23 protein-coding genes and 1 pseudogene are annotated in these 24,648 nt (G+C 52.2%); 19 read left to right on the plus strand and 5 right to left on the minus strand.

Going from position 1 to position 24,648, the window contains the following annotated elements:
• Window positions 1-541 precede the first annotated feature (541 nt).
• The 13 genes and pseudogenes from rfbB (at window position 542) to ABD806_RS00240 (ending at window position 15,506) form a co-directional block, all read left to right on the plus strand.
• Window positions 542-1,660: a dTDP-glucose 4,6-dehydratase gene (gene rfbB / locus ABD806_RS00180; protein WP_344953309.1), complete on the plus strand. Its 1,119-nt coding sequence runs from the start codon at window positions 542-544 to the stop codon at window positions 1,658-1,660.
• Window positions 1,660-2,556, plus strand: a complete 897-nt coding sequence (gene rfbD / locus ABD806_RS00185; protein ID WP_344953312.1) for a dTDP-4-dehydrorhamnose reductase — start codon at window positions 1,660-1,662, stop codon at window positions 2,554-2,556. The genes rfbB and rfbD overlap by 1 nt, the downstream gene beginning before the upstream one ends.
• The gene (gene rfbA / locus ABD806_RS00190) at window positions 2,553-3,440 is read left to right on the plus strand and encodes a glucose-1-phosphate thymidylyltransferase RfbA (protein WP_344953315.1); all 888 of its coding nucleotides are present in this window, start codon (window positions 2,553-2,555) and stop codon (window positions 3,438-3,440) included. Before rfbD ends, rfbA begins: the two co-directional genes overlap by 4 nt.
• A complete protein-coding gene (gene rfbC, locus ABD806_RS00195) occupies window positions 3,437-3,985 on the plus strand; it encodes a dTDP-4-dehydrorhamnose 3,5-epimerase (protein ID WP_344953318.1) in 549 nt (182 codons plus the stop codon). The genes rfbA and rfbC overlap by 4 nt, the downstream gene beginning before the upstream one ends.
• Complete coding sequence (locus ABD806_RS00200; protein WP_344953321.1) at window positions 3,985-4,803, plus strand: ABC transporter permease; 819 nt, start codon at window positions 3,985-3,987, stop codon at window positions 4,801-4,803. Before rfbC ends, ABD806_RS00200 begins: the two co-directional genes overlap by 1 nt.
• A complete protein-coding gene (locus ABD806_RS00205; RefSeq protein WP_344953323.1) occupies window positions 4,793-6,127 on the plus strand; it encodes an ABC transporter ATP-binding protein in 1,335 nt (444 codons plus the stop codon). The genes ABD806_RS00200 and ABD806_RS00205 overlap by 11 nt, the downstream gene beginning before the upstream one ends.
• Window positions 6,128-6,182: 55 nt before the next feature.
• Complete coding sequence (locus ABD806_RS00210; RefSeq protein WP_344953326.1) at window positions 6,183-8,984, plus strand: glycosyltransferase; 2,802 nt, start codon at window positions 6,183-6,185, stop codon at window positions 8,982-8,984.
• Window positions 8,985-9,121: 137 nt separating this feature from the next.
• Window positions 9,122-9,935: pseudogene (locus ABD806_RS00215) on the plus strand (IS5 family transposase); the annotation flags it as partial.
• Complete coding sequence (locus ABD806_RS00220; RefSeq protein ID WP_344956484.1) at window positions 9,848-10,066, plus strand: hypothetical protein; 219 nt, start codon at window positions 9,848-9,850, stop codon at window positions 10,064-10,066. The pseudogene ABD806_RS00215 and the gene ABD806_RS00220, both read left to right, overlap by 88 nt.
• Window positions 10,067-10,322: 256 nt before the next feature.
• A complete protein-coding gene (locus tag ABD806_RS00225; RefSeq protein ID WP_344953329.1) occupies window positions 10,323-11,582 on the plus strand; it encodes a glycosyltransferase family protein in 1,260 nt (419 codons plus the stop codon).
• On the plus strand, window positions 11,583-12,701 hold the full coding sequence (locus ABD806_RS00230) for a DUF1972 domain-containing protein (RefSeq protein WP_344953332.1): 1,119 nt from the start codon (window positions 11,583-11,585) through the stop codon (window positions 12,699-12,701). It abuts the gene before it with no gap.
• A gap of 61 nt (window positions 12,702-12,762) precedes the next feature.
• Window positions 12,763-14,100 (plus strand): undecaprenyl-phosphate glucose phosphotransferase, encoded by a 1,338-nt coding sequence (locus ABD806_RS00235; RefSeq protein ID WP_344953335.1) that lies wholly within the window; start codon window positions 12,763-12,765, stop codon window positions 14,098-14,100.
• 170 nt (window positions 14,101-14,270) lie between these two features.
• Window positions 14,271-15,506, plus strand: coding sequence for an O-antigen ligase family protein (locus tag ABD806_RS00240; protein WP_344953338.1), 1,236 nt, complete (start codon window positions 14,271-14,273; stop codon window positions 15,504-15,506).
• A gap of 75 nt (window positions 15,507-15,581) precedes the next feature.
• On the opposite strand, the gene purN is transcribed toward ABD806_RS00240, so the two are convergent.
• Together purN and purM are read right to left on the minus strand one after the other, a co-directional pair.
• Entirely contained in the window at window positions 15,582-16,226 is a 645-nt protein-coding gene (purN, locus tag ABD806_RS00245) for a phosphoribosylglycinamide formyltransferase (protein ID WP_344953341.1), read from the minus strand.
• Complete coding sequence (purM, locus tag ABD806_RS00250) at window positions 16,223-17,260, minus strand: phosphoribosylformylglycinamidine cyclo-ligase (RefSeq protein WP_344953344.1); 1,038 nt, start codon at window positions 17,258-17,260, stop codon at window positions 16,223-16,225. The genes purN and purM overlap by 4 nt, the downstream gene beginning before the upstream one ends.
• Window positions 17,261-17,440: 180 nt before the next feature.
• Here purM and upp point away from each other — a divergent pair, with 180 nt between their 5' ends.
• From upp to hda, 3 genes are all read left to right on the plus strand, one after another.
• Window positions 17,441-18,067 (plus strand): uracil phosphoribosyltransferase, encoded by a 627-nt coding sequence (gene upp / locus ABD806_RS00255; protein ID WP_344953346.1) that lies wholly within the window; start codon window positions 17,441-17,443, stop codon window positions 18,065-18,067.
• A 51-nt stretch (window positions 18,068-18,118) separates the two neighbouring features.
• On the plus strand, window positions 18,119-19,387 hold the full coding sequence (locus ABD806_RS00260) for a uracil-xanthine permease family protein (RefSeq protein ID WP_344953349.1): 1,269 nt from the start codon (window positions 18,119-18,121) through the stop codon (window positions 19,385-19,387).
• A gap of 166 nt (window positions 19,388-19,553) precedes the next feature.
• Window positions 19,554-20,267 (plus strand): DnaA inactivator Hda, encoded by a 714-nt coding sequence (gene hda, locus ABD806_RS00265; protein WP_344953352.1) that lies wholly within the window; start codon window positions 19,554-19,556, stop codon window positions 20,265-20,267.
• Window positions 20,268-20,492: 225 nt separating this feature from the next.
• On the opposite strand, the gene ABD806_RS00270 is transcribed toward hda, so the two are convergent.
• Both ABD806_RS00270 and arsC read right to left on the minus strand, forming a co-directional pair.
• Window positions 20,493-20,876: a DUF2069 domain-containing protein gene (locus tag ABD806_RS00270; protein WP_344953354.1), complete on the minus strand. Its 384-nt coding sequence runs from the start codon at window positions 20,874-20,876 to the stop codon at window positions 20,493-20,495.
• Window positions 20,873-21,226, minus strand: coding sequence for an arsenate reductase (glutaredoxin) (gene arsC / locus ABD806_RS00275; protein WP_425583081.1), 354 nt, complete (start codon window positions 21,224-21,226; stop codon window positions 20,873-20,875). Before arsC ends, ABD806_RS00270 begins: the two co-directional genes overlap by 4 nt.
• 60 nt (window positions 21,227-21,286) lie before the next feature.
• On the opposite strand from arsC, the gene ABD806_RS00280 reads away from it, so the two are divergent.
• On the plus strand, window positions 21,287-21,733 hold the full coding sequence (locus tag ABD806_RS00280; protein WP_344953359.1) for a TlpA disulfide reductase family protein: 447 nt from the start codon (window positions 21,287-21,289) through the stop codon (window positions 21,731-21,733).
• An 18-nt stretch (window positions 21,734-21,751) separates the two neighbouring features.
• On the opposite strand, the gene bepA is transcribed toward ABD806_RS00280, so the two are convergent.
• Window positions 21,752-23,194 carry a beta-barrel assembly-enhancing protease gene (bepA, locus tag ABD806_RS00285; protein WP_344953362.1) on the minus strand — a complete coding sequence of 481 codons (1,443 nt, stop codon included), beginning with the start codon at window positions 23,192-23,194 and terminating at the stop codon, window positions 21,752-21,754.
• 121 nt (window positions 23,195-23,315) lie between these two features.
• Between bepA and ABD806_RS00290 the strand changes: the two genes are divergently transcribed.
• Together ABD806_RS00290 and ABD806_RS00295 are read left to right on the plus strand one after the other, a co-directional pair.
• On the plus strand, window positions 23,316-23,537 hold the full coding sequence (locus ABD806_RS00290; RefSeq protein ID WP_344953364.1) for a sulfurtransferase TusA family protein: 222 nt from the start codon (window positions 23,316-23,318) through the stop codon (window positions 23,535-23,537).
• Window positions 23,538-23,548: 11 nt separating this feature from the next.
• Entirely contained in the window at window positions 23,549-24,613 is a 1,065-nt protein-coding gene (locus ABD806_RS00295; protein ID WP_344953367.1) for an AI-2E family transporter, read from the plus strand.
• Window positions 24,614-24,648 lie beyond the last annotated feature (35 nt).

The following is a 24,648-nucleotide window of genomic DNA, read 5'->3' on the forward strand; positions in this document are numbered from 1 at the left end:
CATACCGGCGGGATCACGAAAGAAGGGGGCTCATCGCTTTGTATTCTCAGTGTTTTCCTCACGGCGGCAGCCTTCGCTAGGAGACAGATTTTGGCGACAACTGAACGGAATAGTCACATTCAAGCTGAAATGATGTTGTTTCTGCATGAAGCTGTAGCGAGACTGTGCAAGGAAACAATTTCTGTTATTGATATTAATTCTTATTTAATCTGTTTGTGATTGAATTTGAAGCATATTTTTTATGAGAATACGCTTAGGGTTTAATAAATCAGCCTGATTTAGTAAACTGCGCCCGGATATTATTTGCTCATTGGTAATTTCCTTTAATCAAAGTAAGTCAACACCACCTTCAGCTGGTTGACTCCAGAGGATGAAGTGGTGCCTAACAGGTCGGTCTGTTCAGGGAGCATGACAAAAGCATCGGCACCGAACATCAGCTGACGCCTCAACAAGCTGGCACCAGGCCGTGGGGGAATGGCCAATTGAACCCTTTGGGCGGTAGCGTGCCCGAGTACTTAATTCAGTTGAGATACCATACAATATGAAGTTATTAGTTACCGGCGGAGCAGGTTTTATTGGTTCTGCAGTTGTTCGCCATATTATTAAAAACACACAAAATAGCGTAGTTAATGTCGATAAACTGACTTATGCAGGTAATCTGCAGTCTCTTGACGATATTGCCGGCTCATCTCGTTACAGTTTTGTTAAGCTGGATATTTGTGATCGTGCTGGTCTGGAGGCTCTGTTTGCCGAGCATCAGCCCGATGCGGTGATGCACCTGGCGGCAGAAAGCCATGTGGATCGTTCCATTACCGGGCCAGCCGAGTTTATTACCACCAACATAGTAGGCACCTACACCCTACTGGAAGCAGCCCGCCACTACTGGAATGAGCTGGATGACACCCGCAAGTCGGCGTTTCGCTTTCATCATATCTCTACCGACGAAGTCTATGGCGACCTGTACGGCAGCGACGACTTCTTTACCGAAACGACCCCCTACGCCCCCAGCTCTCCCTATTCAGCCAGCAAAGCCAGCTCGGATCACTTGGTGCGCGCCTGGCAGCGTACCTACGGCCTGCCGACCCTGGTAACCAACTGTTCCAACAACTACGGTCCTTATCACTTCCCGGAAAAACTGATCCCGTTGGTGATCCTCAATGCACTGGAGGGCAAACCCTTGCCCATCTACGGCAAAGGTGATCAAATTCGCGATTGGCTGTATGTGGAAGATCATGCCCGTGCCCTGTACAAGGTGGTAACCGAAGGCGAGCCCGGCGAGACCTATAATATAGGCGGCCACAATGAAAAGCAGAACATCGAGGTGGTGCACGCTATTTGCGAACTGCTGGAAGAGTTGGTACCGGAAAACCCCAACTCCATGGCTGCTTACCGTCATTCCCGCGAAGGCGGGAATCTACAAGGCAGTCCGGAAGGTTTCAAAGGCCTGATCACTTTTGTGACCGACCGCCCTGGGCACGATCAGCGCTATGCCATCGATGCCGCCAAAATAGCTCGCGAGCTGGGCTGGCAGCCGCAAGAAACTTTTGAAACTGGCATTCGCAAGACGGTGGAGTGGTACCTGGCAAACCCCGAGTGGGTGAACAACATCAAGAGTGGCGCCTACCAGAGCTGGATTAGTCAGCAATATGGAGTGGCATAATGCATATCCTGTTACTGGGCAAAAACGGCCAAGTAGGTTGGGAGCTACAACGGGCGCTGGCGCCGCTGGGCAAACTGACGGCGCTGGATCGTCATGCCACCGACTATTGCGGTGATCTGGCTAACCCGGAAGGGCTGACGCAAACCATTCGTGCGCTTAAGCCGGATGTGATTGTAAATGCTGCTGCTTATACCGCCGTTGACAAGGCCGAAAGCGAGGCTGAGCAGGCCAGACAAATCAACGCCGATAGCGTGACCATGCTGGCTCGGGAGGCCGAAGCATTGGGCGCCTGGCTGGTGCATTATTCTACCGATTATGTGTTTAACGGTGAGGGTGATATTCCCTGGCAGGAAAACGATGTCACCGCCCCGCTTAATGTTTATGGCGCCACCAAGCTGGCCGGAGAGCTGGCAATACAGCACCATTGCTCTCGTCATCTGATTTTTCGTACCAGCTGGGTGTATGCTGCCCGGGGCAACAACTTTGCCAAGACCATGCTGCGCCTTGCCAGTGAGCGCAGTGAGCTAGGGGTAATAAATGATCAGATAGGTGCCCCCACTGGTGCCGAGCTTATTGCCGATGTAACGGCTCATGCTATTTATCGTGCAATGGCACAACCAAAGTTGACCGGTCTGTATCATCTGGCGGCAGGTGGTGAAACTAGCTGGTACGACTATGCCTGTTTCGTGTTTGAACAAGCCCGCCAGGCGGGGGTTAAACTGGCGCTGACGCAGCTGAATCCCATTCTCACCAGTGCTTATCCTACCCCGGCCAGCCGGCCACTGAATTCTCGCTTGAATACCACCAAACTACAAACAGCATTTGGCCTTGAATTTCCTCACTGGCAGCAAGGTGTTAAGCGCATGCTGACAGAAATCATGGAGCAATATCAATGAGTAAACGTAAAGGTATAATCCTGGCCGGGGGCTCGGGAACCCGGCTTTACCCGGTGACCATGGCGGTAAGCAAGCAATTGCTACCGGTGTACGACAAACCCATGATCTACTACCCGCTCAGCACTCTGATGCTGGCCGGAATCAAAGATATTTTGATCATCAGCACACCTCAGGATACCCCCCGCTTCGAGCAACTGCTGGGCGACGGCAACCAATGGGGCCTTAACCTGCAATATGCGGTACAACCCAGCCCCGATGGCCTGGCTCAGGCCTTTATCATCGGTGCCGATTTTATCGGTGATGATCCCTGTGCTCTGGTGCTGGGCGACAATATCTTCTTTGGTCACAATCTGCAGAAAGAGTTGGAAGAAGCCAGTGCTCAGGAATCCGGCGCGACCGTGTTTGCCTATCATGTTCATGATCCTGAACGCTACGGCGTGGTGGATTTTGATGAACGGGGCCAGGCTTTGAGCCTGGAAGAAAAACCAGCGCAACCCAAAAGCAACTATGCGGTAACCGGCCTGTATTTCTACGATAACCAGGTGATCGACATAGCCCGTAGCCTTAAGCCCTCGCCCCGCGGCGAGCTGGAGATTACCGATGTCAACAAGGTTTATCTGGAGAAAGGAGAATTGGCGGTAACCACCATGGGACGGGGCTACGCCTGGCTGGACACCGGCACGCACGACAGTCTGATGGAAGCCGGTAGTTTTATTCAGACTATAGAACATCGGCAGGGGCTAAAAGTGGCTTGCCCAGAGGAGATTGCCTATCGCAAGGGCTTTATTGATGCCGAGCAGGTACATCAATTGGCTGAGCCGATGACTAAAAATGGTTATGGCCAATATCTTCTGAATATGATTAAAGCAGGATATCGAGTATGAATATAATCAAAACAGCTATCCCGGAAGTTATTATATTTGAGCCCAAGGTTTTTGGTGATGAGCGTGGTTTTTTTTTCGAGAGCTTTAACCAAAAAATATTTGAAGATGCTATAGGCAGAGAAGTCAAGTTTGTTCAGGATAATCATTCCCGTTCAGTAAAAGGGGTATTAAGAGGCCTTCATTATCAATTACCGCCTTTTGCTCAAGGTAAGCTGGTAAGGGTCGTGCAGGGTGAAGTGTTTGATGTGGCGGTAGATATCCGTAAGAGTTCTCCAACTTTCGGGAAATGGGTTGGTGTCTACTTGTCAGCAGAAAACAAGCGCCAACTTTGGATTCCGGAAGGGTTTGCACATGGCTTTTTAACGCTATCAGACACTGCAGAGTTCTTATACAAAACTACAAACTATTATGCACTGGAAAGTGAGGGAGCGATTATCTGGAATGATCCAGATATTAATGTCGAATGGCCCACAGATATAGAGCCTGTTCTTTCAGGAAAGGATAGTGCAGCTGCTTTTTTTGCTAATACTGAGGTTTTTGCCTGATGCAGGATTTTTCTATTTCTCCTAGAGAGATGGCTTCTAGCTTCTGGCGTAATCGTAGTCTTATTAAAGTTCTTACCAAACGAGAGGTAGTTGGACGTTACCGAGGATCATTTCTTGGTATTCTCTGGTCTTTTTTTAATCCCTTGTTAATGCTAACAGTATATACTTTTGTATTTAGTGTTGTATTCCAAGCTCGTTGGACTGGTGGGAGTGAATCTAAAACAGAGTTTGCGCTAGTTTTGTTTGCTGGCATGATGATGTTTAGTTTTTTTTCTGAGTGTATAAACCGTGCGCCAAGCCTGATATTATCTAATGTTAACTATGTCAAGAAAGTCGTATTTCCTATCGATATTCTGCCATGGGTTTCACTGGGTGCTGCGCTATTTCATTTTTTAATTAGTCTTTTTGTGTGGTTAATCGCATACGTAATTTTGTTTGGAGTCCCTCAGCCAACTGTTCTTCTACTACCGTTGTTGCTTATGCCATTAACCCTGCTTGTTATGAGTCTTTCATGGATGTTGGCTGCCCTTGGTGTGTATCTACGAGATATATCGCAATTTATTGGTATTGCTACGACGATGCTAATGTTTCTCTCGCCAATATTTTATCCAGCGGAAGCACTACCAGATACGTATCGTAAATTGATATATTTAAATCCTCTTACAGTGGTGATAGAGCAAGCTAGAGATTTGCTTTTCTGGGGGAAACTTCCCAATTGGTCCATGCTGACAGTATATACATTAGTCGCAACTCTAATTGCCTGGTTGGGATTTGCATGGTTCCAGAAGACAAGAAAGGGGTTTGCTGATGTCCTCTGATATTGCCATAAAAGTCGAAAGTATTGGTAAGTGTTATCATATATATGACCGGCCGCGTGATCGCTTGATGCAAATGATTTTGGGTAGGAAAAGGCAATACTTTCGAGAGTTTTGGGCTTTAAGAAATGTAGATTTTGAAGTTCGTAAAGGTGAAACATTAGCAATAATAGGAAAAAATGGCTCAGGCAAGTCAACATTGCTACAGATGATTTGCTCTATACTTAATCCTACTTGTGGAACCATAAAGGTTAATGGCCGAGTTGCTGCACTGCTTGAATTAGGTGCTGGATTCAATCCCGAATTTACAGGGCGAGAAAATGTATATATGGCTGCCGCCTTATATGGTTTGACAAAGGAAGATGTGGACCAGCGCTTCTCTGCTATTGCCACATTTGCTGATATTGGAGAGCACATTGAGCAGCCAGTAAAAACATATTCAAGCGGAATGTATGTACGTTTGGCATTTGCTGTAATTGCACATGTGGATGCCGATATTCTCGTAGTCGATGAAGCATTAGCCGTAGGTGATGCAGTATTTACGCAAAAATGTATGCGATTTATACGCTCCTTTCAGCAAAAGGGGACCTTGCTATTTGTGAGCCATGATACAGCCGCAGTGCAGAATCTTTGTGAAAAGGCTTTGTGGCTGGCTAATGGTCAAGTTAAAGGGTTTGGATCTTCAAAAGAGGTGTCTGAAGCCTATCTACAAAATAGCTTGCAAGAAGTCTATGGTGAGCAGATAAACCTTTCCTCTGTTACAAAAAAGTCTAGTATTGAGGCGGATGCACAGGTTACTACTAATGGACGTGAAATTTCTCGGGGTTTTGTTGATTACGATGCTAAGCTGAAAATTGTAAATAATCTTAGCGATGCAAATGGCTGGAAATCAGGATCTGCAGAAATCATTGACGTGCGTGTGAGTAATCTTAGTGAAGACGGAAGAGAAGTGTTTGAAGGAGGGGAGTTGATACGATTGAATATTCGTGCACGAGCCTACACAGATCTTGACCGACCTATAATAGGTTTTACTGTAAAAGATCGCCTTGGCCAAGATTTATTTGGCGAAAACACTTTGCCATTTACAGCATATAATAAAAAAAGCGTTAAGTCTGGTGAGGAATTTGAGGGAAGCTTTTGCTTTCAGTTACCTATGCTTCCAAATGGACAGTATGCACTTTTAGCGGCAGTTGCTAATGGTGATCTTCATGAGCATGTGCAACATCATTGGTTGCACGATGCTGCAATTATTTCTGTTTCTTCCAGCAAAGTTCGCTGGGGGCTGGTTGGTATAAAGTTTGAGAGTGTGAAACTTTCTGTAATTTGAAAGATTTCTTGTTGTGGATAAATATAGAACTTTCTCTTTATCTCGGATGATTTAAATGAAGTATTTGGCAAAAATTGACCTCTCAAATAAAAATAACTCCCATACTCTAGCCTATGAATTTGTAGATAAAATATCAGTTGGACGCTCTTTGCAAATCCTGGAGGTTGGATGTTCTTCTGGCTATCTTGGTGTTGCATTACGAGAAGCGGGGCATCGAGTTTTTGGTGTTGAGCCGACCCACGAAGCTGCACAGGTTGCTGCGGGGGTGCTAGATAATGTATTTGAAGGCTTTGTTCAGGATTTCTTTGTAGAATTCCCTGACTTAAAGTTTGACGTGGTGATTTATGGCGATGTTCTTGAGCACATAGCTGATCCAAAAGGTGTATTGGAGCTGACTCGTAATCATTTGGCTCCCTCCGGATTCGTTATTGCATCTGTTCCTAATGTTGCACATATCTGTATACGAGCGATGTTACTTGAAGGGCGTTGGGATTATACAGATCTTGGAATAATGGATCGCACCCATCTTCGTTTCTTTACAAAGAAAACGCTGGTTGAGCTTTTTTCTAAGAGTGCCTATAAGATTACTGATATTAACTCAACCACACTAGCTCCTGCTGGTTTTGAGGCGATGTTTGATGCAGGGGTGGATAAAAATATTTTGCGGCTCCTTCAATCGTTTGTGACGAGTAGAGAGTCACTTGATTTCCAATATATTTGCCTGGCCACTCCAGTAGCAACCTCTGCTGAAGCTAAGGTATTGAATGATAAAGTATTCAGCGAGCAGTCTGAGAAAGAGCAGGTTTACGAAATTAGTGAGACCATGCATTCGTTTGAGCGAAAGGTGATTGAGCAGGAAAAAGAGATAGAAGCCCTGCATGCACTCGATAAGGCTCTTCGTGAGTCAATTAGTTGGCGAATAACAGCACCATTGCGTTTTGCTAAAGCATTGACCAAAGGCCAGCTAGAGAAATGGCGTCACGTGGCTAAGCTGGTATATCACTTCTCACAGTCGGAAGGTGGCATAAATACTATCATGCGAAAGGCGCTAAATTTATATAGGCGTGATGGTGTAAAAGGCCTGTTCCGAAATGGTCGCTTGTTCATGCTTCGTATGCAAGCCGAAACTTTTGAACGTAATGACTATGCAAAGTGGGTGCGTCGCTTCGATACAATAGATGATAATATGCGAGATAGGATCCGTACAGCTGTAAGTCGGATTCAGAATCCACCTGTGATTTCTGTCGTCATGCCGACTTACAACGCCAAGCCACAATGGTTAACAGACGCGATAGAGTCGATACAGAAGCAGCTTTATCCGCACTGGGAACTGTGCATTGCCGATGATGCTTCCACAGATCCGACCATTCGTCCACTGCTCGAGAGTTTTGCTAATGACGATAACCGGATAAAAATTGTATTCCGTGAAAAAAATGGCCATATCTCTGCCGCATCGAACAGTGCACTTGAATTGGCAACTGGTAATTGGGTTGCGTTAATGGATCATGATGATTTATTACCGGAACATGCCCTCTATCATGTGGCAGAAGCCATACTCAGTAATCCTGATGCTGGTGTAATCTACTCGGATGAAGATAAGATTAATGAGGCGGGTAAACGGTTTTCTCCCCATTTTAAGAGCGATTGGAATCCAGAACTATTTTTTTCGCAGAACTATGTGTCACACCTCGGTGTTTACAGACATAGTATCTTAAAAAAGATTGGAGGCTTTCGTATCGGGCTAGAGGGTAGTCAGGATTACGATTTAATATTACGCTGTCTCCCACACCTAAGTGATGAACAGATTATTCATATACCTCGGGTGTTGTATCACTGGCGTGTAGTTGAGGGCTCTACTGCCCTGTGTTCAGAAGAAAAGAGTTATACTACCGAGGCTGGTATTAAAGCGCTACGTGATTACTTTGCGAAGCAGTCAAAATTTGTTACGGTAGATAGTGGTACTGTACCTAATACTTACCGTGTGAGTTACTCTATTCCTTCCCCTGAACCGTTAGTTAGCCTCATTATTCCCACTCGTGACTGCCGTGAAATTACAGAGACTTGTGTGCGCAGCATCCTAACAAAGACTCACTATGCTCACTTCGAGATACTGATTTTAGATAATGGCAGTGTTAATCAAGATACACTTGAATTTTTCGAAAAAATTCAAAGAGAGGATACTCGCGTAAAGGTGATTCGTTACGATCACCCTTTTAACTATTCAGCGATAAATAATTATGGCGTCAGGCATGCTAAAGGTGACATTGTTGGCCTTGTGAATAATGATATTGAAGTTATCAGTTCTGAATGGCTTACCGAGATGGTTAGTCATGCGATGCGTCCTGAAATTGGATGTGTTGGTGCCAAACTGTATTATAGTAATGACACCTTGCAGCATGGTGGCGTGATTCTTGGTATTGGAGGGGTGGCTGGTCACTCGCATAAGTATTATCAAAAGTCTGAAGTAGGGTATTTTAGCAGATTATTGCTTTCGCAAGCTGTTTCTGCAGTGACGGCTGCCTGCTTACTTATTAGACGAGACATTTTTGATAAAGTTGGAGGGTTAGATGAGGTTAACCTTAAAGTTGCATTTAATGATGTCGACTTTTGCCTCAAGGTTCGTGAGGCTGGGTACCGTAATGTTTGGGCTGCATACGCAGAACTATATCACCATGAGTCTGTAAGTCGTGGTGCTGAAGATACTCCTGAAAAAATAAAGCGATTCCAGCAAGAGATGAAATTTATGCAGGATAAGTGGGGCAGCACTTTAATACAAGATCCATATTATAATAGGAACTTGACTCTTGATCATGAAGATTTCAGCTTGGCATGGTCACCAATAGGAGATCTTGTATGATTGAAAGTACTAATAATATTCCATTGTGTGTTGAACTCGATAGTACTTTGTTGCGTTCCGATCGGTGTTGTTTCCTAAATCAGTGAACTATCTGCTGAGCTCGTGATCTTCCAACGAACGGATTCGGGAGCAGAGTGATGGGCAAGCCACGACACAACATCAGCAACTGGCGGCAATACAATCGTGCCCTGTCAATCGTGGCTCGCTCACCTTCTGGATAGACGAGCAGGCCATTACCAACTGGTATTGCCAACAGCACCATGGCGGTCGGGGCCGCGGCTTTCACTGTAGCGATACCGCCATTGAAACCACCCTGATGCTCAAGACCTTCTTTGGCTTGCCGTTACGCACACTGGAAGGGGTTATCAACTCCATTTTCCAGCTGATGGACGTACCGCTGACCTCGCCCGGCTATAGCAGTATCAGCAAGCGGGCAAAGACCGTGGACATCAAGTATCGGTTACCCAGCAAGGGCGCCGTGACCCACCTGGTTATCGATGCCACCGGCCTGAAGGTATTCGGTGAAGGCGAGTGGAAACAGCACAAGCATGGTAAGGATAAACGCCGGGTCTGGCGCAAGTTGCACCTCGCCGTGGATACCCAGACTCACGAAGTGATTGCCGCCGAAGTCAGCCTGGAAACGTGGCCGATAACGAAGTGCTGCCAATTTTACTCAATCCGCTTCGGCGCAGGTTTGTACAAGTTTCCGCTGATGGTGCCTACGACACGAAAGACGGCCACCGGCTACTACTCAAAAAAGGTAGCATCGCCACCATTCCACCAAGAAAGAATGCCGGCTATTGGGAGGATGATCATCCTAGGAGTGAGGCAGTGACAGCGTTAAAATCTGGAAATTTGGCAGAATGGAAAAGCTCATCTGGCTACCATCAGCGGTCGTTGGCGGAAACGGCGATGTCCCGATACAAACAGTTGCTGAGTCCCTGGTTAAATTTTCTGGATGTTCTGATTTCTATTTTTATTGGTTTTTTGCATGGGGATTGACAGCGTTTACTTTTGTTTTTCTGTTGCGGGATGTTGATATTTATATAAACTTTTTTATACGTTGGCTATATACCCTTTAGCTATGCTTGTTGGTGCCACATCTGTGCTGCCGGTGGGGTTGCTACAACTGAAACGGCAATTGTAGTGTTACTTGCTGGCTTTTCTGTGCTTTAGATATTTTAGCTGTTGCTACCGTTGGTATTCTAGTGGTAACAATTTGGTTTTCTTTCTGTTTTTATTTTGGAAAGTCGTTTTTTAATCCTATGTCTGGTGGCTTTGTTAAGTGATTTATTTTGCTGTTGGTTCTTTTTGTGGTGGTGTTAGGGTTTGGCTGAGATGAAATTTCTTCTTTTATATAAAGGGGATTATGCTTCCACACTACGTGGACCAGAAATGCGATATTTCTCCCTTGCCAAAGAGCTGGTTTTAATGGGGCATGAAGTATCTTTATGTGGACGAACTGCACTTCCCAAGTGTTTACCAAAAAATGTCAGTTTTGTATCTGTTAATCGGTTAAAAGAAGTAGTTAAAGCGTTTCTTTATTCAGATGTTATACTGTTGCATGGCGGTGGACCTTTGGTTATTTTTTTAGCAATTGTTGCTGGTTTTTTTCAAAAACGTATTGTGCTCGATAGTTATGTCCCCCACTGGATAGAGCTGGATGAGCTGAGTAAAACAAGTGCTCCACTCCAAAATATCAAGATCTTGGTCAAGTCTTACTTTAATGCATTGCGGGGGCTTTTTGCTGGAGTGGCCTTTGATTGTATAATAGCGGCTAATCGACGACAAGAGGACTTGTATAGGGGCATTGTTGCACCATTTTCACTTACAAAGGATTTTTTTCGCATTTCATTAATTCCATTTGGTTGCTCAGAACCGGGGGAGTATTCACGAGAGCGCGGTAGGCGTTTACTTTCTGAACTTGCTGATGGTGAAATATCAAATAATAACTTTCTTATTGGCTGGCTAGGCGGGACCTATGGTTGGTTTGATCTGGAGGGTGTTCTACAAGAAGTATCCAAGGCGCTAACTATAAATGAATCTATAAGAGTGGTTTTTTTTGGAGTATCGCAGGAGCGAAAAATGCAGTTGTTAGAGCATGTTGCACCTGATGTCAGAAGTCATATTATCTTCTTGCCTTGGATAGATTTTTCAAAGCGATTTGAATATTGGTCCGGTTTTGATATCTCACTGGTTTGGGGTGGTGAGGGATATGAAAATGACTATGCCTCCAGAACACGAAATTTTGATTGTTTAACATTGGGATTGCCAATAGTCCAGAACTGGGATGATGAATGGGGAGCTAGACTTGAAAGCACTGGTGCGGGTAGGGTTGCTGACCGAAGTAACCTTTCAGATGTGCTCTATGAGTTAAGCATATCTCCAGAGAAAGTTTCTGAGATGCGTAAGTCCATGCTTGACATTGCACCTTCATTTTATTGGGTGCGTTTTGCAGAAAAGTTGATAGATGTTGTATCTATACCCCCAATGTCTTTTGTACGGCGCTTTTGTGGGGTGTTAGCGTTTTTTTTTATATTGCCAGCCTCTCTAGTGTTCTTTATTTATAATTTATTGCTCACGCTTAAGAAGTCTTGAATGAATCGTAAATTAAGTATCCTTGGTATACGCGGTGTTCCTGCCGCACATGGCGGCTTTGAATCCTTTGCGGAACGGCTATCTATGTTTCTCGTGAAAAAGGGTTGGAACGTTACTGTTTATTGTCAGGAAACAGGTACAGGCAGTGTTTCAGAGAGTCTTTGGCAAGGTGTACGGCGTGTTCATATTCCAGTTCAGCAAAGTGGTGCCTTGGGAACGATAATCTTTGACTGGCGAGCTACCAGCCATGCCTTGTCACAGGAGGGATTGTTCCTGACCCTAGGCTATAACACCGCCATTTTTAACCTGCTGCAGCGCTTTAAAGGACAAATCAATATCATCAATATGGATGGCATTGAGTGGAAGCGAGATAAATGGGGGATCCTAGCCAAAAGTTGGTTCTGGCTGAATGAGCGGGCAGGGTGCTGGGTTGGTAACCATTTGGTCGCCGATCATCCCAAGATTTTGGAACATCTGACTTCGCGTGTAAGTGCTGAAAAGATTACTATGATCCCTTATGGTGCTGATGAGGTGGCTGATGCTGATGCCAGCTTGCTGTTGCCCTACGGAGTCGAACTTGGTCGCTTTTCTGTTATTATCGCCCGCCCCGAGCCGGAGAATTCCTTTTTGGAAATGGTGGCGGCCTTCAGTCAGGTTCGTCGTGACCACAAGTTGGTGGTGCTTGGCAATTTCCAGCCCGAAAGCAACCCTTATCATCGCCAAGTGTTGGCAGCAGCGAGTGATGAGGTGATCTTTCCCGGGGCTATCTATGATACTCCGGTAGTGCAGGCCCTGCGCTGTTACAGCCGTTTTTATTTGCACGGCCATAGAGTGGGGGGAACCAACCCATCGCTGGTGGAGGCCATGGGTGCAGGCTGTGCCGTTATTGCCCACGACAACCCATTCAATCGCTGGGTAGTAGGTGAAGGTGCGGCCTATTTTAGCGATACCGAAGGTTGTACTCGGCTGTTTGATGATCTGTTAAAAAATGACGCTGCTATTGGTCGAATGCAAAGTGCCAGCCGGCTTCGTTTTCGCAAGTGTTTTACCTGGCCTCGAGTGCTGGCAGAATACGAGGCCTTGCTAAGCCATTGGCTGGCGAAAAATAATCAACAATAATACTGGAGCTGCTATGGCGCGCCATTCATCGGGATTAACAGAGCGTTATCCGGCTCAGATTATGGTGCCATTCCTGGATGCGCTGGCGCTAGTGGCCGGCGCGGTACTGGCTCATGGCTGGCGTTTTGGCCATTTCAATCTGCCGGAGCGTTACTGGCTGGCCACTGTGATCATGGTACTGCTGGTTACCTTTATCAACAGTACCATCGGTGCCTATGAGCGCTGGCGCATTACCCGTATCTCCAGCTTGCTGGCCCGTCAGTTCCTGGTGTGGCTGGGAGTAGCGGCCCTGGTGGCCTCCGTGGTGTACCTTACCCATTCGGCGGATCGGTATTCCCGTCTGTGGGTGGGAGCTGCGTTACTGGTTTCTTTTATGCTGGCTGGTGTGGCTCGGGTTGCCATTCAGTTGCTGTTGCGCCAAGCCCGGCGTATGGGGCGTTCTTCTCGCTCGGTATTTCTGGTTGGGCCAAGGAATAATATCCTGCGGGTAGGGCAGAGCATGCGCTCTACTCCTGAGGAAGGCTATTGCATTGCCGGCGTGCAGCGGCTGGGTGCAATGGCTGCGGACGATGGGGCTTTGATCAGCCTGGCCCGCCGGGTAGCCCGGTCGGGCGCGCAGGAGGTATGGATTTGCGTGCCGCTGGAGATGGGTCCGGCGGTGCGCTCGGTATTCCATGCCCTGCGCCACCACACGGTGGAAGTGCGCTTTATTCCCGAATTCGCTGATATGCAGCTGCTCAACCACAGGGTTAGTGAAGTAGCCGGCCAGTATGCCTTTGATCTGAGTGTTACGCCGATGAATGGTATGGCACAAATGCTCAAGCGGCTGGAAGACCTGGTGATTGGTAGTCTGCTGAGTGTGCTGATTGTGCCGGTATGTCTGGTGATTGCTGTTGTCATCAAGCTGACTTCACCCGGCCCGGTGCTGTTCAAGCAGTACCGTACCGGGGTGAATGGCAAAAGCTTTAAGGTATATAAGTTTCGTACTATGACGGTGCATCAAGAGCAGGGGGGCCAGGTGACCCAGGCAACCCGGCAGGATCCTCGTATTACGCCCATCGGTGCCTTTTTACGCCGTACTTCTCTGGATGAACTGCCTCAGTTTTACAATGTGTTACAGGGGCGTATGTCTATCGTCGGTCCTCGGCCTCATGCCCTGGCGCACAACGAGTATTATATGGATCTGGTGGAATCTTACATGAAGCGTCATAAGGTCAAGCCGGGCATAACCGGCTGGGCCCAGGTGAATGGTCTGCGTGGTGAAACCGATACCCTGGAAAAGATGGAATCCCGGGTCGAGCACGATCTCTGGTACATCAATAACTGGTCGTTATGGCTGGACTTACGCATTATTTTTTGGACTGTGTTCAAGGGATTTGTGAACAAGAATGCCTACTGATAGACTCCCGCTGCGTAGGCGTGAGTGAGCTCGGGTAGGGGGATCACCCTGGTCGCCTCCCATTCCTCGTTTTAAACAAGCAACCATTTCCAGGAATTCGTCAACGCCACGGTCATGAATTTATGAGTCAATCAGCAGCCATAACCTGTCAGCCAGCCGATGACAGCGCCTTGAGCCAAAACTATACCAGCCTGGCGGTGTTCCTGATGGGTGCCATCGCCCTGGTAATACCAAGCGGTTATACATATGGCGCGGCCCTGCTGCTGCTGGGCAGCTTCAGCCTGCTATATTCTCGCCCGGCGCTGCATCTGCAGCAGGAAGACAAGCAGATCATGGCGGTGTTGGCGCTGTATTCTTTGCTGTTCTGTGTCCAGTTGTGGCTGGAAGGCGCCGGAGCCAGTGCCTTTGACCGCCCCAGCCGCTTTATCTTTGCCGTTCCCGTGCTGCTGTTTGTGCTGGCGTATCCCCCCCGCTTGGCGTTTTTGTGGTCTGGGCTGGTGGTGGGTGGTGTGCTCACCGCCGGCTGGGCCATCTGGCAAAAACTGTTTTTGGGTATAGAGCGGGCCACCGGTTACACCTATGTGATCCAGTTCGGCAATATCAGCATGCTAATGGGCATTTTCTGTCTGGCCGGTCTGGGCTGGGCAGCGGTACAGCCCAGAGCGCGGGGCTGGATGGCATTGCTGCTGCTGGGTGCCTTGGCGGGCATGCTGGGTTCGCTGCTTTCCGGTAGCCGGGGGGGCTGGATTGGGTTGCCTGTAGTGTTTTGGATGTTGTATCGGGCCTATGGCCGGGAGATAAAACGCAGCTCCCGGATAATGGTACTCGCATTATTGTTTTCGGGTGCCGGGCTGGTATACAGCGTACCCCAAACCGGGGTGCAGGCTCGTGTACAGCAGGCGTTTACCGATATTCAGCTGTACACCAGTGGTGAAAGCAAGAATACCTCGCTGGGGGCGCGTTTCGATATGTGGCACGGCGCCGTCTTGCTGAGTATGGAAAAGCCGCTTACCGGCTGGGGCTGGTCCGGTTATCAGCAAGGCATGCAGGCATTGGCCGATAAGGGAGTGGTGATCCAGTTTGCGGCAGAGCACCATGCCCATAATGAAATGTTGGATACCCAGGCTCGCCGCGGTATTCTTGGACTGCTTTCATTATTGGCATTATATCTGGTGCCGTTAAGGTTGTTTACTCTCCGTTTGCAGGCAAGGGATCTGGAGTTGCGTGCCTTGGCGCAGGCAGGTGCTCTGCTGCCGGTGGCGTTTATGGATTTTGGTATTTCCCAGGTGTTCTTTGGTCATAATAGCGGCGTCATGGTCTATGCTTTTTGGCTGGCGGTATTGTGGGGTTGCATGAGGACGCGGGAGCGACAGCTGGAAGAAAAAACGGGGATGGGTGATCGGTGATTCGGGAATAGCCGATTCCCTCTAAGTAGAACAAAAAAGGAGCCTTTCGGCTCCTTTTTTGTTCTTACTCAGCACTCAGTCATCCTGGGCGGCGTAGCCTTGCGGCGGCAGCTCATGGCCATCCAGCCAGGCTTTGCCGTCTTGCATGGCCAGACGGCCTTCACAGAACCAGCGGGTGACCAGCGGATAGATGGCATGTTCCTGTACCAGTACCCGGGCGGCGACCTGTGCTTCGTCGTCGCCTTCGAAGATGGGCACCCGGGCCTGCAGGATCACCGGGCCGCCGTCCAGCTCTTCGGTGACGAAGTGCACGCTGGCACCGTGTTCGCCGTCGCCGGCTTCAATCGCCCGCCTGTGGGTATGCAGCCCCTGGTATTTGGGCAGCAAGGACGGATGGATATTGAGCATACGCCCCTGATAGTGGCGTACAAAGCCGGGGGTTAGGATGCGCATAAAGCCAGCCAGGGCCACCAGATCTGGCTGGTAACCATCGATGATGTCCATCAGGGCGGCGTCGAATGCCTCCCTATCGGGGTAATCCCCGTTGGCGACCACGGCGGTAGCGGCGCCCGCCAGGCGGGCCCGCTCCAGGCCATAGGCCTCGGCCTTGTTGCTGATCACGGCAACCACTTCACCGCCGAGTTGGCCGGCGGAGGCACAGTCGAGCAGGGCTTGCAGGTTGCTGCCGCTGCCGGAGATCAGCACGACGATGCGCTTCATTTGATCTCGACCTGAGCCTCGCCTTCGGCGGCGCTATCGACCCGGCCGATCAGCCAGGCGTTTTCACCGGCATCAACCAGTGACTGTACGGCGGCCTCGGCCTGCTCGGCCGGCAGGGCGATGACCATGCCCACACCACAGTTGAAAGTACGGTACATTTCAAAGGTTTCCACCTGACCGGCCTGCTGCAGCCAGCTGAATACCTCGGGCCACTGCCAGCTGCCGCCGTCGATCACCGCCTTGGCACCGGCAGGCAGTACGCGCGGGATGTTTTCCCAGAAACCGCCGCCGGTAATGTGGCTGAGGGCGTGGATATCGAACTGCTTGATCAATTCCAGTGCGGGTTTGACATAGATGCGGGTCGGTGCCATCAGTGCATCGGCCAGGGTGGACTCACCCAGCGGCTGTTGCAGATCGGCCTGGCTCACTTCAAGGATCTTGCGGATCAGGGAATAGCCGTTGGAGTGGGGGCCACTGGAACCCAGGGCGATCAGGGCGTCACCGGCGGCCACTTTAGTGCCGTCGATAATCTCGCTTTTCTCAACTACACCGACACAAAATCCGGCCAAATCATAGTCGCCGGCCTCGTACATGCCGGGCATTTCCGCGGTTTCACCACCGATCAGGGCACAGCCGCTCAGCTCGCAGCCGGCGCCGATACCGGTGACCACATCGGCGGCGGTATCCACGTCCAGCTTGCCGGTGGCGTAGTAATCGAGGAAGAACAAGGGTTCGGCGCCCTGGACTATCAGGTCGTTGACACACATGGCGACCAGGTCGATGCCCACACCCTGATGGCGCTGCAGGTCGATGGCCAGGCGCAGCTTGGTGCCGACACCGTCGGTACCTGCGACCAGCACCGGCTCTTTATAGCCGGTAGGCAGCTGGCACAGGGCGCCGAAACCACCCAGGCCGCCCATGACTTCCGGGCGTTGGGTACGGCGGCTGACGCCTTTGATGCGTTCAACCAGGGCATTACCGGCATCGATGTCGACACCGGCGTCTTTATAGCTCAGGGGTTTGTTCTGCGTCACGAGATCCCTCGTTTATTCGTTGTCTAGAATTAGGTGTACTGAATGGCTGCCTATTCTAGCAGCAGAGGCGGTCGGGAAGAAGAAATCGTTTCTCTAAAAATTAACTCGGCATATCTGCCATCACACACTACTTTATGCTAGTATCCCGCGGTTTTTCGTGGGCTGGTTGAGGAGAATGGAATGAAAATCGTTGAGGTCAAACATCCTCTGGTGAAGCACAAGTTGGGTTTGATGCGTGAGGCCGATATCAGCACCAAGCGTTTTCGTGAACTGACCAGGGAAGTGGGCAGTTTGCTGACCTATGAAGCCACCGCCGACTTCGAAACCGAAAAGACCACCATCAACGGCTGGAACGGTCCGACCGAGGTGGATCAGCTCAAGGGTAAAAAAGTGACGGTAGTCCCCATCTTGCGTGCCGGCCTGGGCATGCTGGACGGCGTGCTCGAGCATATGCCCAGTGCCCGGGTCAGTGTGGTCGGCGTGTATCGGGACGAAGAGACCCTGCAGCCGGTGCACTACTTTAACAAGCTGGTCAGCCATATCGATGAGCGGCTGGCACTGGTGGTGGATCCCATGCTGGCCACCGGCGGCTCCATGGTGGCCACCATCGACTTGCTCAAGGAGCAGGGCTGCAACCAGATCAAGGTGATCGTGCTGGTGGCCGCGCCCGAAGGACTGAAGGTACTGGAGCTGGCCCACCCGGACGTCGAAGTCTACTGCGCCGCCATCGATGAACGACTGAACGACCAGGGTTATATCATCCCAGGCCTGGGCGATGCGGGTGACAAGATCTTTGGTACCAAATAATACAAAGCCGGCAGCAGCCGGTTTTTTTCCGCTTAAATAGGGTTAAATGAAATGAATTCAGCAGAAAAATCTGATGCGCACCTGACGCCACCGGCGTTGGCCGATACCGGCTTCAAACAGGCGCTGGCCGGCACTCAGATGCTGTTCGTGGCCTTCGGCGCGCTGGTGCTGATGCCGCTGATCACCGGCCTGGACCCGAACGTGGCGTTGTTTACCGCCGGGGTCGGCACCTTGATCTTCCAGCTGTGCACCAAGCGTCAGGTGCCGATTTTTCTGGCTTCTTCCTTTGCCTTTATCGCCCCCATCCTTTATGGCGTACAGACCTGGGGCATTCCAGCCACCATGAGCGGCCTGATGACGGCAGGCTTAGTCTATGTGTTGCTTAGTCAGCTGGTGCGCTGGCGCGGTACCGGGCTGCTGACCCGTTTGTTGCCACCGGTGGTGGTGGGCCCGGTGATCATGGTGATCGGCCTGGGCCTGGCACCGATGGCGGTGAACATGGCCATCGGCAAGAGCGGTGACGGGGCCGCCGAGCTGATGCCGCACAACATTGCCCTGTGGCTGTCGCTGTCTGCCTTGCTGACCACCCTGTTGGTCTCGACCATGGCTAAAGGGATTTTCCGGCTGGTGCCGATCACCGCTGGCATCACGGTCGGCTACGGGCTGGCGCTGTATTTCGGGGTGGTGGATTTTACCCCGGTACGAGAGGCGGCCTGGCTGTCGCTGCCTCTCTTTGTTGCGCCCGAATGGCACTGGCAGGCGGTGCTCTTTATGATCCCGGTGGCCATCGCCCCGGCCATCGAGCATATCGGTGACGTGCTGGCCATCGGCTCGGTGACCGGCAAGGACTATATCAAAAAGCCCGGTCTGCACCGTACCCTGCTGGGGGATGGCCTGGCCACCGGCGCCGCCTCGCTGTTCGGCGGCCCGCCCAATACCACCTATTCCGAAGTGACGGGTGCGGTCATGCTGACCAAAAACTTCAACCCGGTGGTCATGACCTGGGCGGCCGGTTTTGCCATTACCCTGGCCTTTGTCGGCAAGTTTGGCGCCCTGATGCTGACCATTCCCACGCCGGTGATGGGCGGCATCATGATACTGCTGTTCGGCTCCATCGCCACCGTTGGGCTGAACAGCCTGATCAAGCACCAGGTGGATCTGTCCCAGGCCCGTAACCTGTGTATAGTGGCCGTTATCCTGGTGTTCGGGATCGGAGGCATGGCCTTTGGCCTCGGCAGTTTCAGTCTGCAGGGCATCAGCCTGTGCGGCATCGTCGGTATTCTTTTGAATGTGCTGCTGCCCAAGGCCCGCAGCCGTTGAGCCTGGCCGTGATTGCCGGTCTCTGGTTAGCATGGGGCCATATGCCCCGCTGATATTGACAAACGGATGCTGAACGCGATTTTTTTATCCCTGATGGCCCGGCCGGACAATCGGCCGAGGTCTCCGGGTAACACCGCTTGGTAACGTAAGGAGGGGGACGAGCAAGATGCAGGAGGAGGGGACACAGCCGGCCCAACTGGCATTGGCGGTGCAACTGCCCGATGATGAAACCTTTGCCAGTTTTTATCCCGGTGACAATGCCCAGCTGATCACCGCCCTGAAAAATGCCGCCATCGGCCAGGGAGATGCCCTGCTGTATTTTTGGGGGCAGGGCGGCAGCGGCCGCTCCCATCTGCTCCACGCCACCTGTGCCGAGATCAATGCCTCGGGCGAGGCGGCGGCCTATATATCCCTCGATCGTTATCGGCAGATGTCGCCCCGTATGCTGGAGGGCATGGAACTGCTGCCCCTGGTGTGCCTGGATAACCTGGATGCTATCGCCGCCGTGCCCGAGTGGGAGCGTGCGGTGTTTGATTTTTTTAACCGACGGCGGGAGTGCCCCACCGGCTCATTGATAGTGAGTGCGATCAGCGCCTCGCGTAAGCTGGGCCTGGGTCTGCCGGATCTGGCGTCCCGCCTGGACTGGGGGGTGTCTTACCAGCTCAAACCCCTGGACGATGAAGGCAAGCTCAGCGCCCTGCAGCTGAGATCCGAACTCAGGGGGTTCAAGCTGCCGATCGACGTGGGCCGTTTCTTGCTCAACCGCCTGTCCCGGAATATGAGCACCCTGCTGGCGGCCCTCGATCTGCTGGATAACGCTTCTTTTCAGGCCAAGCGTAAGCTGACCATTCCGTTTGCCAAGGAAATACTGGGCCTGTGAGCAGGGGATGTGTGATCAGGGTATAGGGATTGGGGCAGGATCCTGGTAACGGGGTCGGTCGGGCCTTGGCCCGACGGGTAGAGCGGGGCTTTCTTCACAGCGGATTTCCGCATCTCTCCATTGTCGGCCCAAGGGCCTGCAGGGTTTATGGGACGCATAATATTTGTGGGAGGCCCGACCTCGGGCCGAACCCCGCTCCCACAGGGGTCAAGTCTCCGCTATTCCCTATTCCCCGCTGTCTTTCTTCTTGCGGATACTCAGGCCCAGTTCTCGGCCCCTGAGTTTGGCATAGTAGGTATTGCCGATAAACATCAGGCTGGCAAAGCTCAGCTCCACCAGTGCCAGCCAGCGCTCCCCTTCATCCACCCACAGCAGGGTGAGGGCATGGACAAAATAGGGCATGATTAAAAACACCGCCCAGGCATGGGTAAAGGGATTGCCGGCCAGCATGCCGCGCATCGGGATAAACAGCCAGGGCAGCCACATTGCCAGCATGAAGCCGGCGCCCAGTTGCGGGTGGGGCGATAGCCAGCCGTGCCAGAGGGCGACCCAGAGGATCAGCCCCCCGTAGCCTAACAGCGCCAGCCTGCGGGCTAGTTGGGTGCTCATCCTATGATATCCAGCACCTGGCTGGGCGGGCGGCCCAGCACCGCCTTGTCACCCTTGACCACGATCGGGCGCTCAATCAGCTTGGGGTTGGCGACCATGGCGGCGAGCAAGGCGTCTTCGTCGGTGACCTCGGCCAATCCCAGGGCCTTGTATTCTTCTTCCTTGGTGCGCATCAGCTCGCGGGCGGAGTGCATGCCCAGCTTGGCCAGCAAGGCCTTCAGTTCGGCGGCACTCGGCGGCGTGTCCAGATATTTGATAATCTCGGGGCTGATCCCCTGTTGTTCCAGTAACGCCAGGGTTTCGCGGCTTTTGGAGCAACGTGGATTGTGGTAAATACGTAGGCTCATGATCAACTCCATAATGGCAATGCAGCCGGCATTGTATAAAAGGTATCGCGGAGGGTACAGCTCATGGGTAGACATAAGGCGGTATTGTTGGCCGTTTTTTTGATCGCTGGATGCCGTGAGGCGGCGACCCTGACCCTGGTGGATGGGCAGCAGCAGGCGTTAACCGACTATCGGGGACGGTGGTTGGTGGTAAATTATTTTGCCGAGTGGTGCGCCCCCTGTCTGCGGGAACTGCCCCTGCTCAATGAGCTGGCCCAGACGGCCGAACCTGCGGTACTGGCGGTCAGCTTCGACAGCATGCCCTCCCAGGCCTTGCAAAAACTGATCGCCCGCTATGACCTGCAGATGCAGGTGGTCGCCGAACTGGCCGGTAACTGGCCCTTCGAGCCCCCCCGGGTGTTGCCAACCACCTTTATCATCAGTCCTCAAGGCGAGCTGGCCAGCCAGCATCAGGGAGAGCTGAAGGCCGAAGATATTGTCTCCCTGGCCAGCCAATACTGGGGCCGATGAACGGGCTCCGGACTTCACTTAGTTGCGCAGCTCTTCCCACTCTTTTTGCTGTTGCCGCAATTGCTCGAGACGGGCCCCGAGCCGGGCCCTCTGCATGCTGTCTTTGGCCAGGTTGGCGGCAATTTCCATCTGGGTGACCGCCACATCATAGCGACCCTGCAGGGCGGCCAGCTCGGCCTGTGCCTGGCGGAAGGCCGACTCATCGCCGAGCGGGCGATAGGCCTGGGTCAGCAGCTCCCAGGCCAGGGCGTTATTGGCATTGCGTCTCAGGTAGTTGTCCAGCAGGGTGGCCGCTTCCTCGTTGCGCCCGGCCTGCAACAGGCTGTCGGCCAGGTTGATCAGCACCATCTGATTGTCCGGCAGCCGCTGCTGGGCTTTCTTCAAGCGGGCGATGGCCGCATCATGGCTACCCTGTTCATTATCCAGATCGGTCAGGGCATCGAGGATAAAGGGGTTTTCACCATGGCGTTTGGCCAACCCGTTGAGCAGGGGCCGGGCTTGTTCATACTCATGTTCCTTAAGCAGACTCAGTGACTGGCCGTAACGGGCCGCATCCGGCAGCCATTCTCCCTGGTCGACGGCCTGCTCAAAATAACTGTGCATATTGCGGGTGCCGGCCTGCTGGAAGCGCACCATGATACGCGCCTTGGCCAACTGGAAATTCAGGCTGGCGGGATAGGCCTGGGTCGGATAGTCGGCGGCCCGGCTGCGGGCTTCGGCGATCCGACTGGCCGGCAGCGGATGGGTCAGCAGCATCTGCGGAGGTGCGCTGGTAAACTGGTATTGCTCCGCCAGCTTCTGGAAGAAGCTGGCCATGGCATTGGGGTCGAAGCCGGCATTATGCAACAGGCGCAGGCCGATGCGGTCTGCCTCGCGTTCATTGTCCCGGGTATAGTTGATGGCCGACTGGATGCTGAGTCCCATGGTGGTCTGCAGGGCCGCCATCCCCGCCTGGGGATTGACCATGGCCAGAGCGACCGAGCCCACCACGCCGGCGATGGTGAGCGGGGTGCTGCGGCTCTGGGACTCAAGATAACGGGCAATGTGGCGCTGGGTGATATGGGTGATTTCGTGGGCCAGCACAGAGGCCAGTTCGCTTTCATTGGCGGCATTGAGGAACAGGCCGGTATGTACCTGCACCACGCCGCCGAGGAAGGCGCTGGCGTTAATACTGTCATCCTTGATCAGCAGAAACTGGAAAGGGAAGCGCATCGAGTCGGTCTGGGACAGCAACTTCAGGCCCAGATCAGACAGGTATTCGTTTAACACGGGGTCATCTATCACCGGCTGATTGGCCCGGGCAAAGCGGATAAAGGCCTGGCCGAAGCGGGCTTCCCGCTCCACCGACATGGCGCTGACGCCGGCCGTGCCTATGTCGGGCAGGTTGTTGTCTGCCTGAGTCAAGGGGCTGGCGAGCAACCCCAGGGCCAATGCCAGGGGTTTGATGACGTACCGACGCATCACTATGATGACCTTCTATATGCTGAACTAACAGCAGGATAACCCCCTGTATTCGGTGGAACAAGCATTGTTTGAGGACCGCAACAAGGGGATAATGCCTTCCTTTTACGCAAGGTTAACGATGGATAAGCTGGATGCTCGGCCCCTGCGCTGCCCATTGCCGCTGCTCGAGGTCAAACTCTGGTTGAGACAGGCACAAGGCGGGCAATCGCTGACCCTGTGGTTGAGCGATGCCGGCTCCCGGCGGGATGTGCCAGCCTATCTGCGCAGGGCCGGCCATGCCGTGGTCGTGGTTGAAGACACCCCCGGCCAGCTTGAACTTGTGATTACCAAAGCCCCATAAGGAAATTGTTGATGTTGGAGTTTCTTAAGCACTGGTATCAGCGGCGTTTCTCCGATCCCGGGGCCATCGCCTTGTTTTTGATGCTGTTGATTGGCTTTGTGGTGGTCTACTTTTTCGGCCACATACTGACGCCGTTGTTTGCCGCTATCGTGATTGCCTATCTGTTGGAATGGCCGGTCAGCCGCATGGTACGACTTGGCCTGGGCAGGGGATTTGCCGCCGGTCTGGTGCTGATCGTGTTCGCGGTCTTTACCATCGTCGCCCTGGTCGGCCTGGTGCCTTCCCTCTTTACCCAGATGGCGAACCTGGCCAAGGAAATCCCGGTGATGATCACCCGCAGCCAGGACGTGCTGCGCACCCTGCCGGAGCGCTATCCCGAGCTGGTGGATATGACCCTGATAGAAACCATGCTGGATGCCACCCGCGCCCGTCTGTTGGGGTCGACCGAGGCGGTGCTGGGCGTGTCGCTCAGCTCTTTGGCCAATGCGGCCGTGTTGTTGGTGTATTTGATCCTGATTTCGGTGCTGGTGTTCTTCATGCTGAAGGACAAGCCCCAGCTGTTGGCCGGCATGGCGCATTTCCTGCCCCGTAACCGTGAGCTGGTATCCCGGGTCTGGCAGGAAATGAACGGTCAGATAGCCAATTATGTACGGGGCAAGGTGATCGAAATCGTCATCGTCGGGGTGGTCAGCTATGTGACCTTCGCCCTGCTCGATTTGCGTTACGCCCTGCTGCTGGCGGTATTGGTGGGTTTTTCGGTGCTGGTGCCCTATATAGGGGCGGCGGCGGCGACTGTGCCGGTGGCCATGGTGGCCTTGTTCCAATGGGGTTTTACCACGCCTTTTTTCTACGTCATGATAGCCTACGCCATCATCCAGGCGCTGGACGGCAATGTGCTGGTGCCCGTGCTGTTTTCCGAGGCGGTTAACCTGCATCCGATTGCCATCATCGTCGCTGTGCTGGTGTTCGGCGGCCTGTGGGGATTCTGGGGGGTGTTCTTTGCCATCCCGCTGGCGACCCTGGTGAAGGCGGTGATCAACGCCTGGCCTTATCACGAAGAGCCGGCTGACTCCTGATACTGTGCTTGTGCATCTAAATAACCCATACCCAA

The sequence above is a fragment of the Zobellella aerophila genome, from assembly GCF_039539325.1.
In the GTDB taxonomy this organism is placed as follows: Bacteria; Pseudomonadota; Gammaproteobacteria; order Enterobacterales; family Aeromonadaceae; genus Oceanimonas; species Oceanimonas aerophila.

Coding starts and splice junctions, on each gene's coding strand:
- rfbB (WP_344953309.1), top strand. CDS start 542: ATGAAGTTATTAGTTACCGGCGGAGCAGGTTTTATTGGTTCTGCAGTT.
- rfbD (WP_344953312.1), top strand. CDS start 1,660: ATGCATATCCTGTTACTGGGCAAAAACGGCCAAGTAGGTTGGGAGCTA.
- rfbA (WP_344953315.1), top strand. CDS start 2,553: ATGAGTAAACGTAAAGGTATAATCCTGGCCGGGGGCTCGGGAACCCGG.
- rfbC (WP_344953318.1), top strand. CDS start 3,437: ATGAATATAATCAAAACAGCTATCCCGGAAGTTATTATATTTGAGCCC.
- ABD806_RS00200 (WP_344953321.1), top strand. CDS start 3,985: ATGCAGGATTTTTCTATTTCTCCTAGAGAGATGGCTTCTAGCTTCTGG.
- ABD806_RS00205 (WP_344953323.1), top strand. CDS start 4,793: ATGTCCTCTGATATTGCCATAAAAGTCGAAAGTATTGGTAAGTGTTAT.
- ABD806_RS00210 (WP_344953326.1), top strand. CDS start 6,183: ATGAAGTATTTGGCAAAAATTGACCTCTCAAATAAAAATAACTCCCAT.
- ABD806_RS00220 (WP_344956484.1), top strand. CDS start 9,848: ATGGAAAAGCTCATCTGGCTACCATCAGCGGTCGTTGGCGGAAACGGC.
- ABD806_RS00225 (WP_344953329.1), top strand. CDS start 10,323: ATGAAATTTCTTCTTTTATATAAAGGGGATTATGCTTCCACACTACGT.
- ABD806_RS00230 (WP_344953332.1), top strand. CDS start 11,583: ATGAATCGTAAATTAAGTATCCTTGGTATACGCGGTGTTCCTGCCGCA.
- ABD806_RS00235 (WP_344953335.1), top strand. CDS start 12,763: ATGGTGCCATTCCTGGATGCGCTGGCGCTAGTGGCCGGCGCGGTACTG.
- purN (WP_344953341.1), bottom strand. CDS start 16,226: ATGAAGCGCATCGTCGTGCTGATCTCCGGCAGCGGCAGCAACCTGCAA.
- upp (WP_344953346.1), top strand. CDS start 17,441: ATGAAAATCGTTGAGGTCAAACATCCTCTGGTGAAGCACAAGTTGGGT.
- ABD806_RS00260 (WP_344953349.1), top strand. CDS start 18,119: ATGAATTCAGCAGAAAAATCTGATGCGCACCTGACGCCACCGGCGTTG.
- hda (WP_344953352.1), top strand. CDS start 19,554: ATGCAGGAGGAGGGGACACAGCCGGCCCAACTGGCATTGGCGGTGCAA.
- ABD806_RS00270 (WP_344953354.1), bottom strand. CDS start 20,876: ATGAGCACCCAACTAGCCCGCAGGCTGGCGCTGTTAGGCTACGGGGGG.
- ABD806_RS00280 (WP_344953359.1), top strand. CDS start 21,287: ATGGGTAGACATAAGGCGGTATTGTTGGCCGTTTTTTTGATCGCTGGA.
- bepA (WP_344953362.1), bottom strand. CDS start 23,194: ATGCGTCGGTACGTCATCAAACCCCTGGCATTGGCCCTGGGGTTGCTC.
- ABD806_RS00290 (WP_344953364.1), top strand. CDS start 23,316: ATGGATAAGCTGGATGCTCGGCCCCTGCGCTGCCCATTGCCGCTGCTC.
- ABD806_RS00295 (WP_344953367.1), top strand. CDS start 23,549: ATGTTGGAGTTTCTTAAGCACTGGTATCAGCGGCGTTTCTCCGATCCC.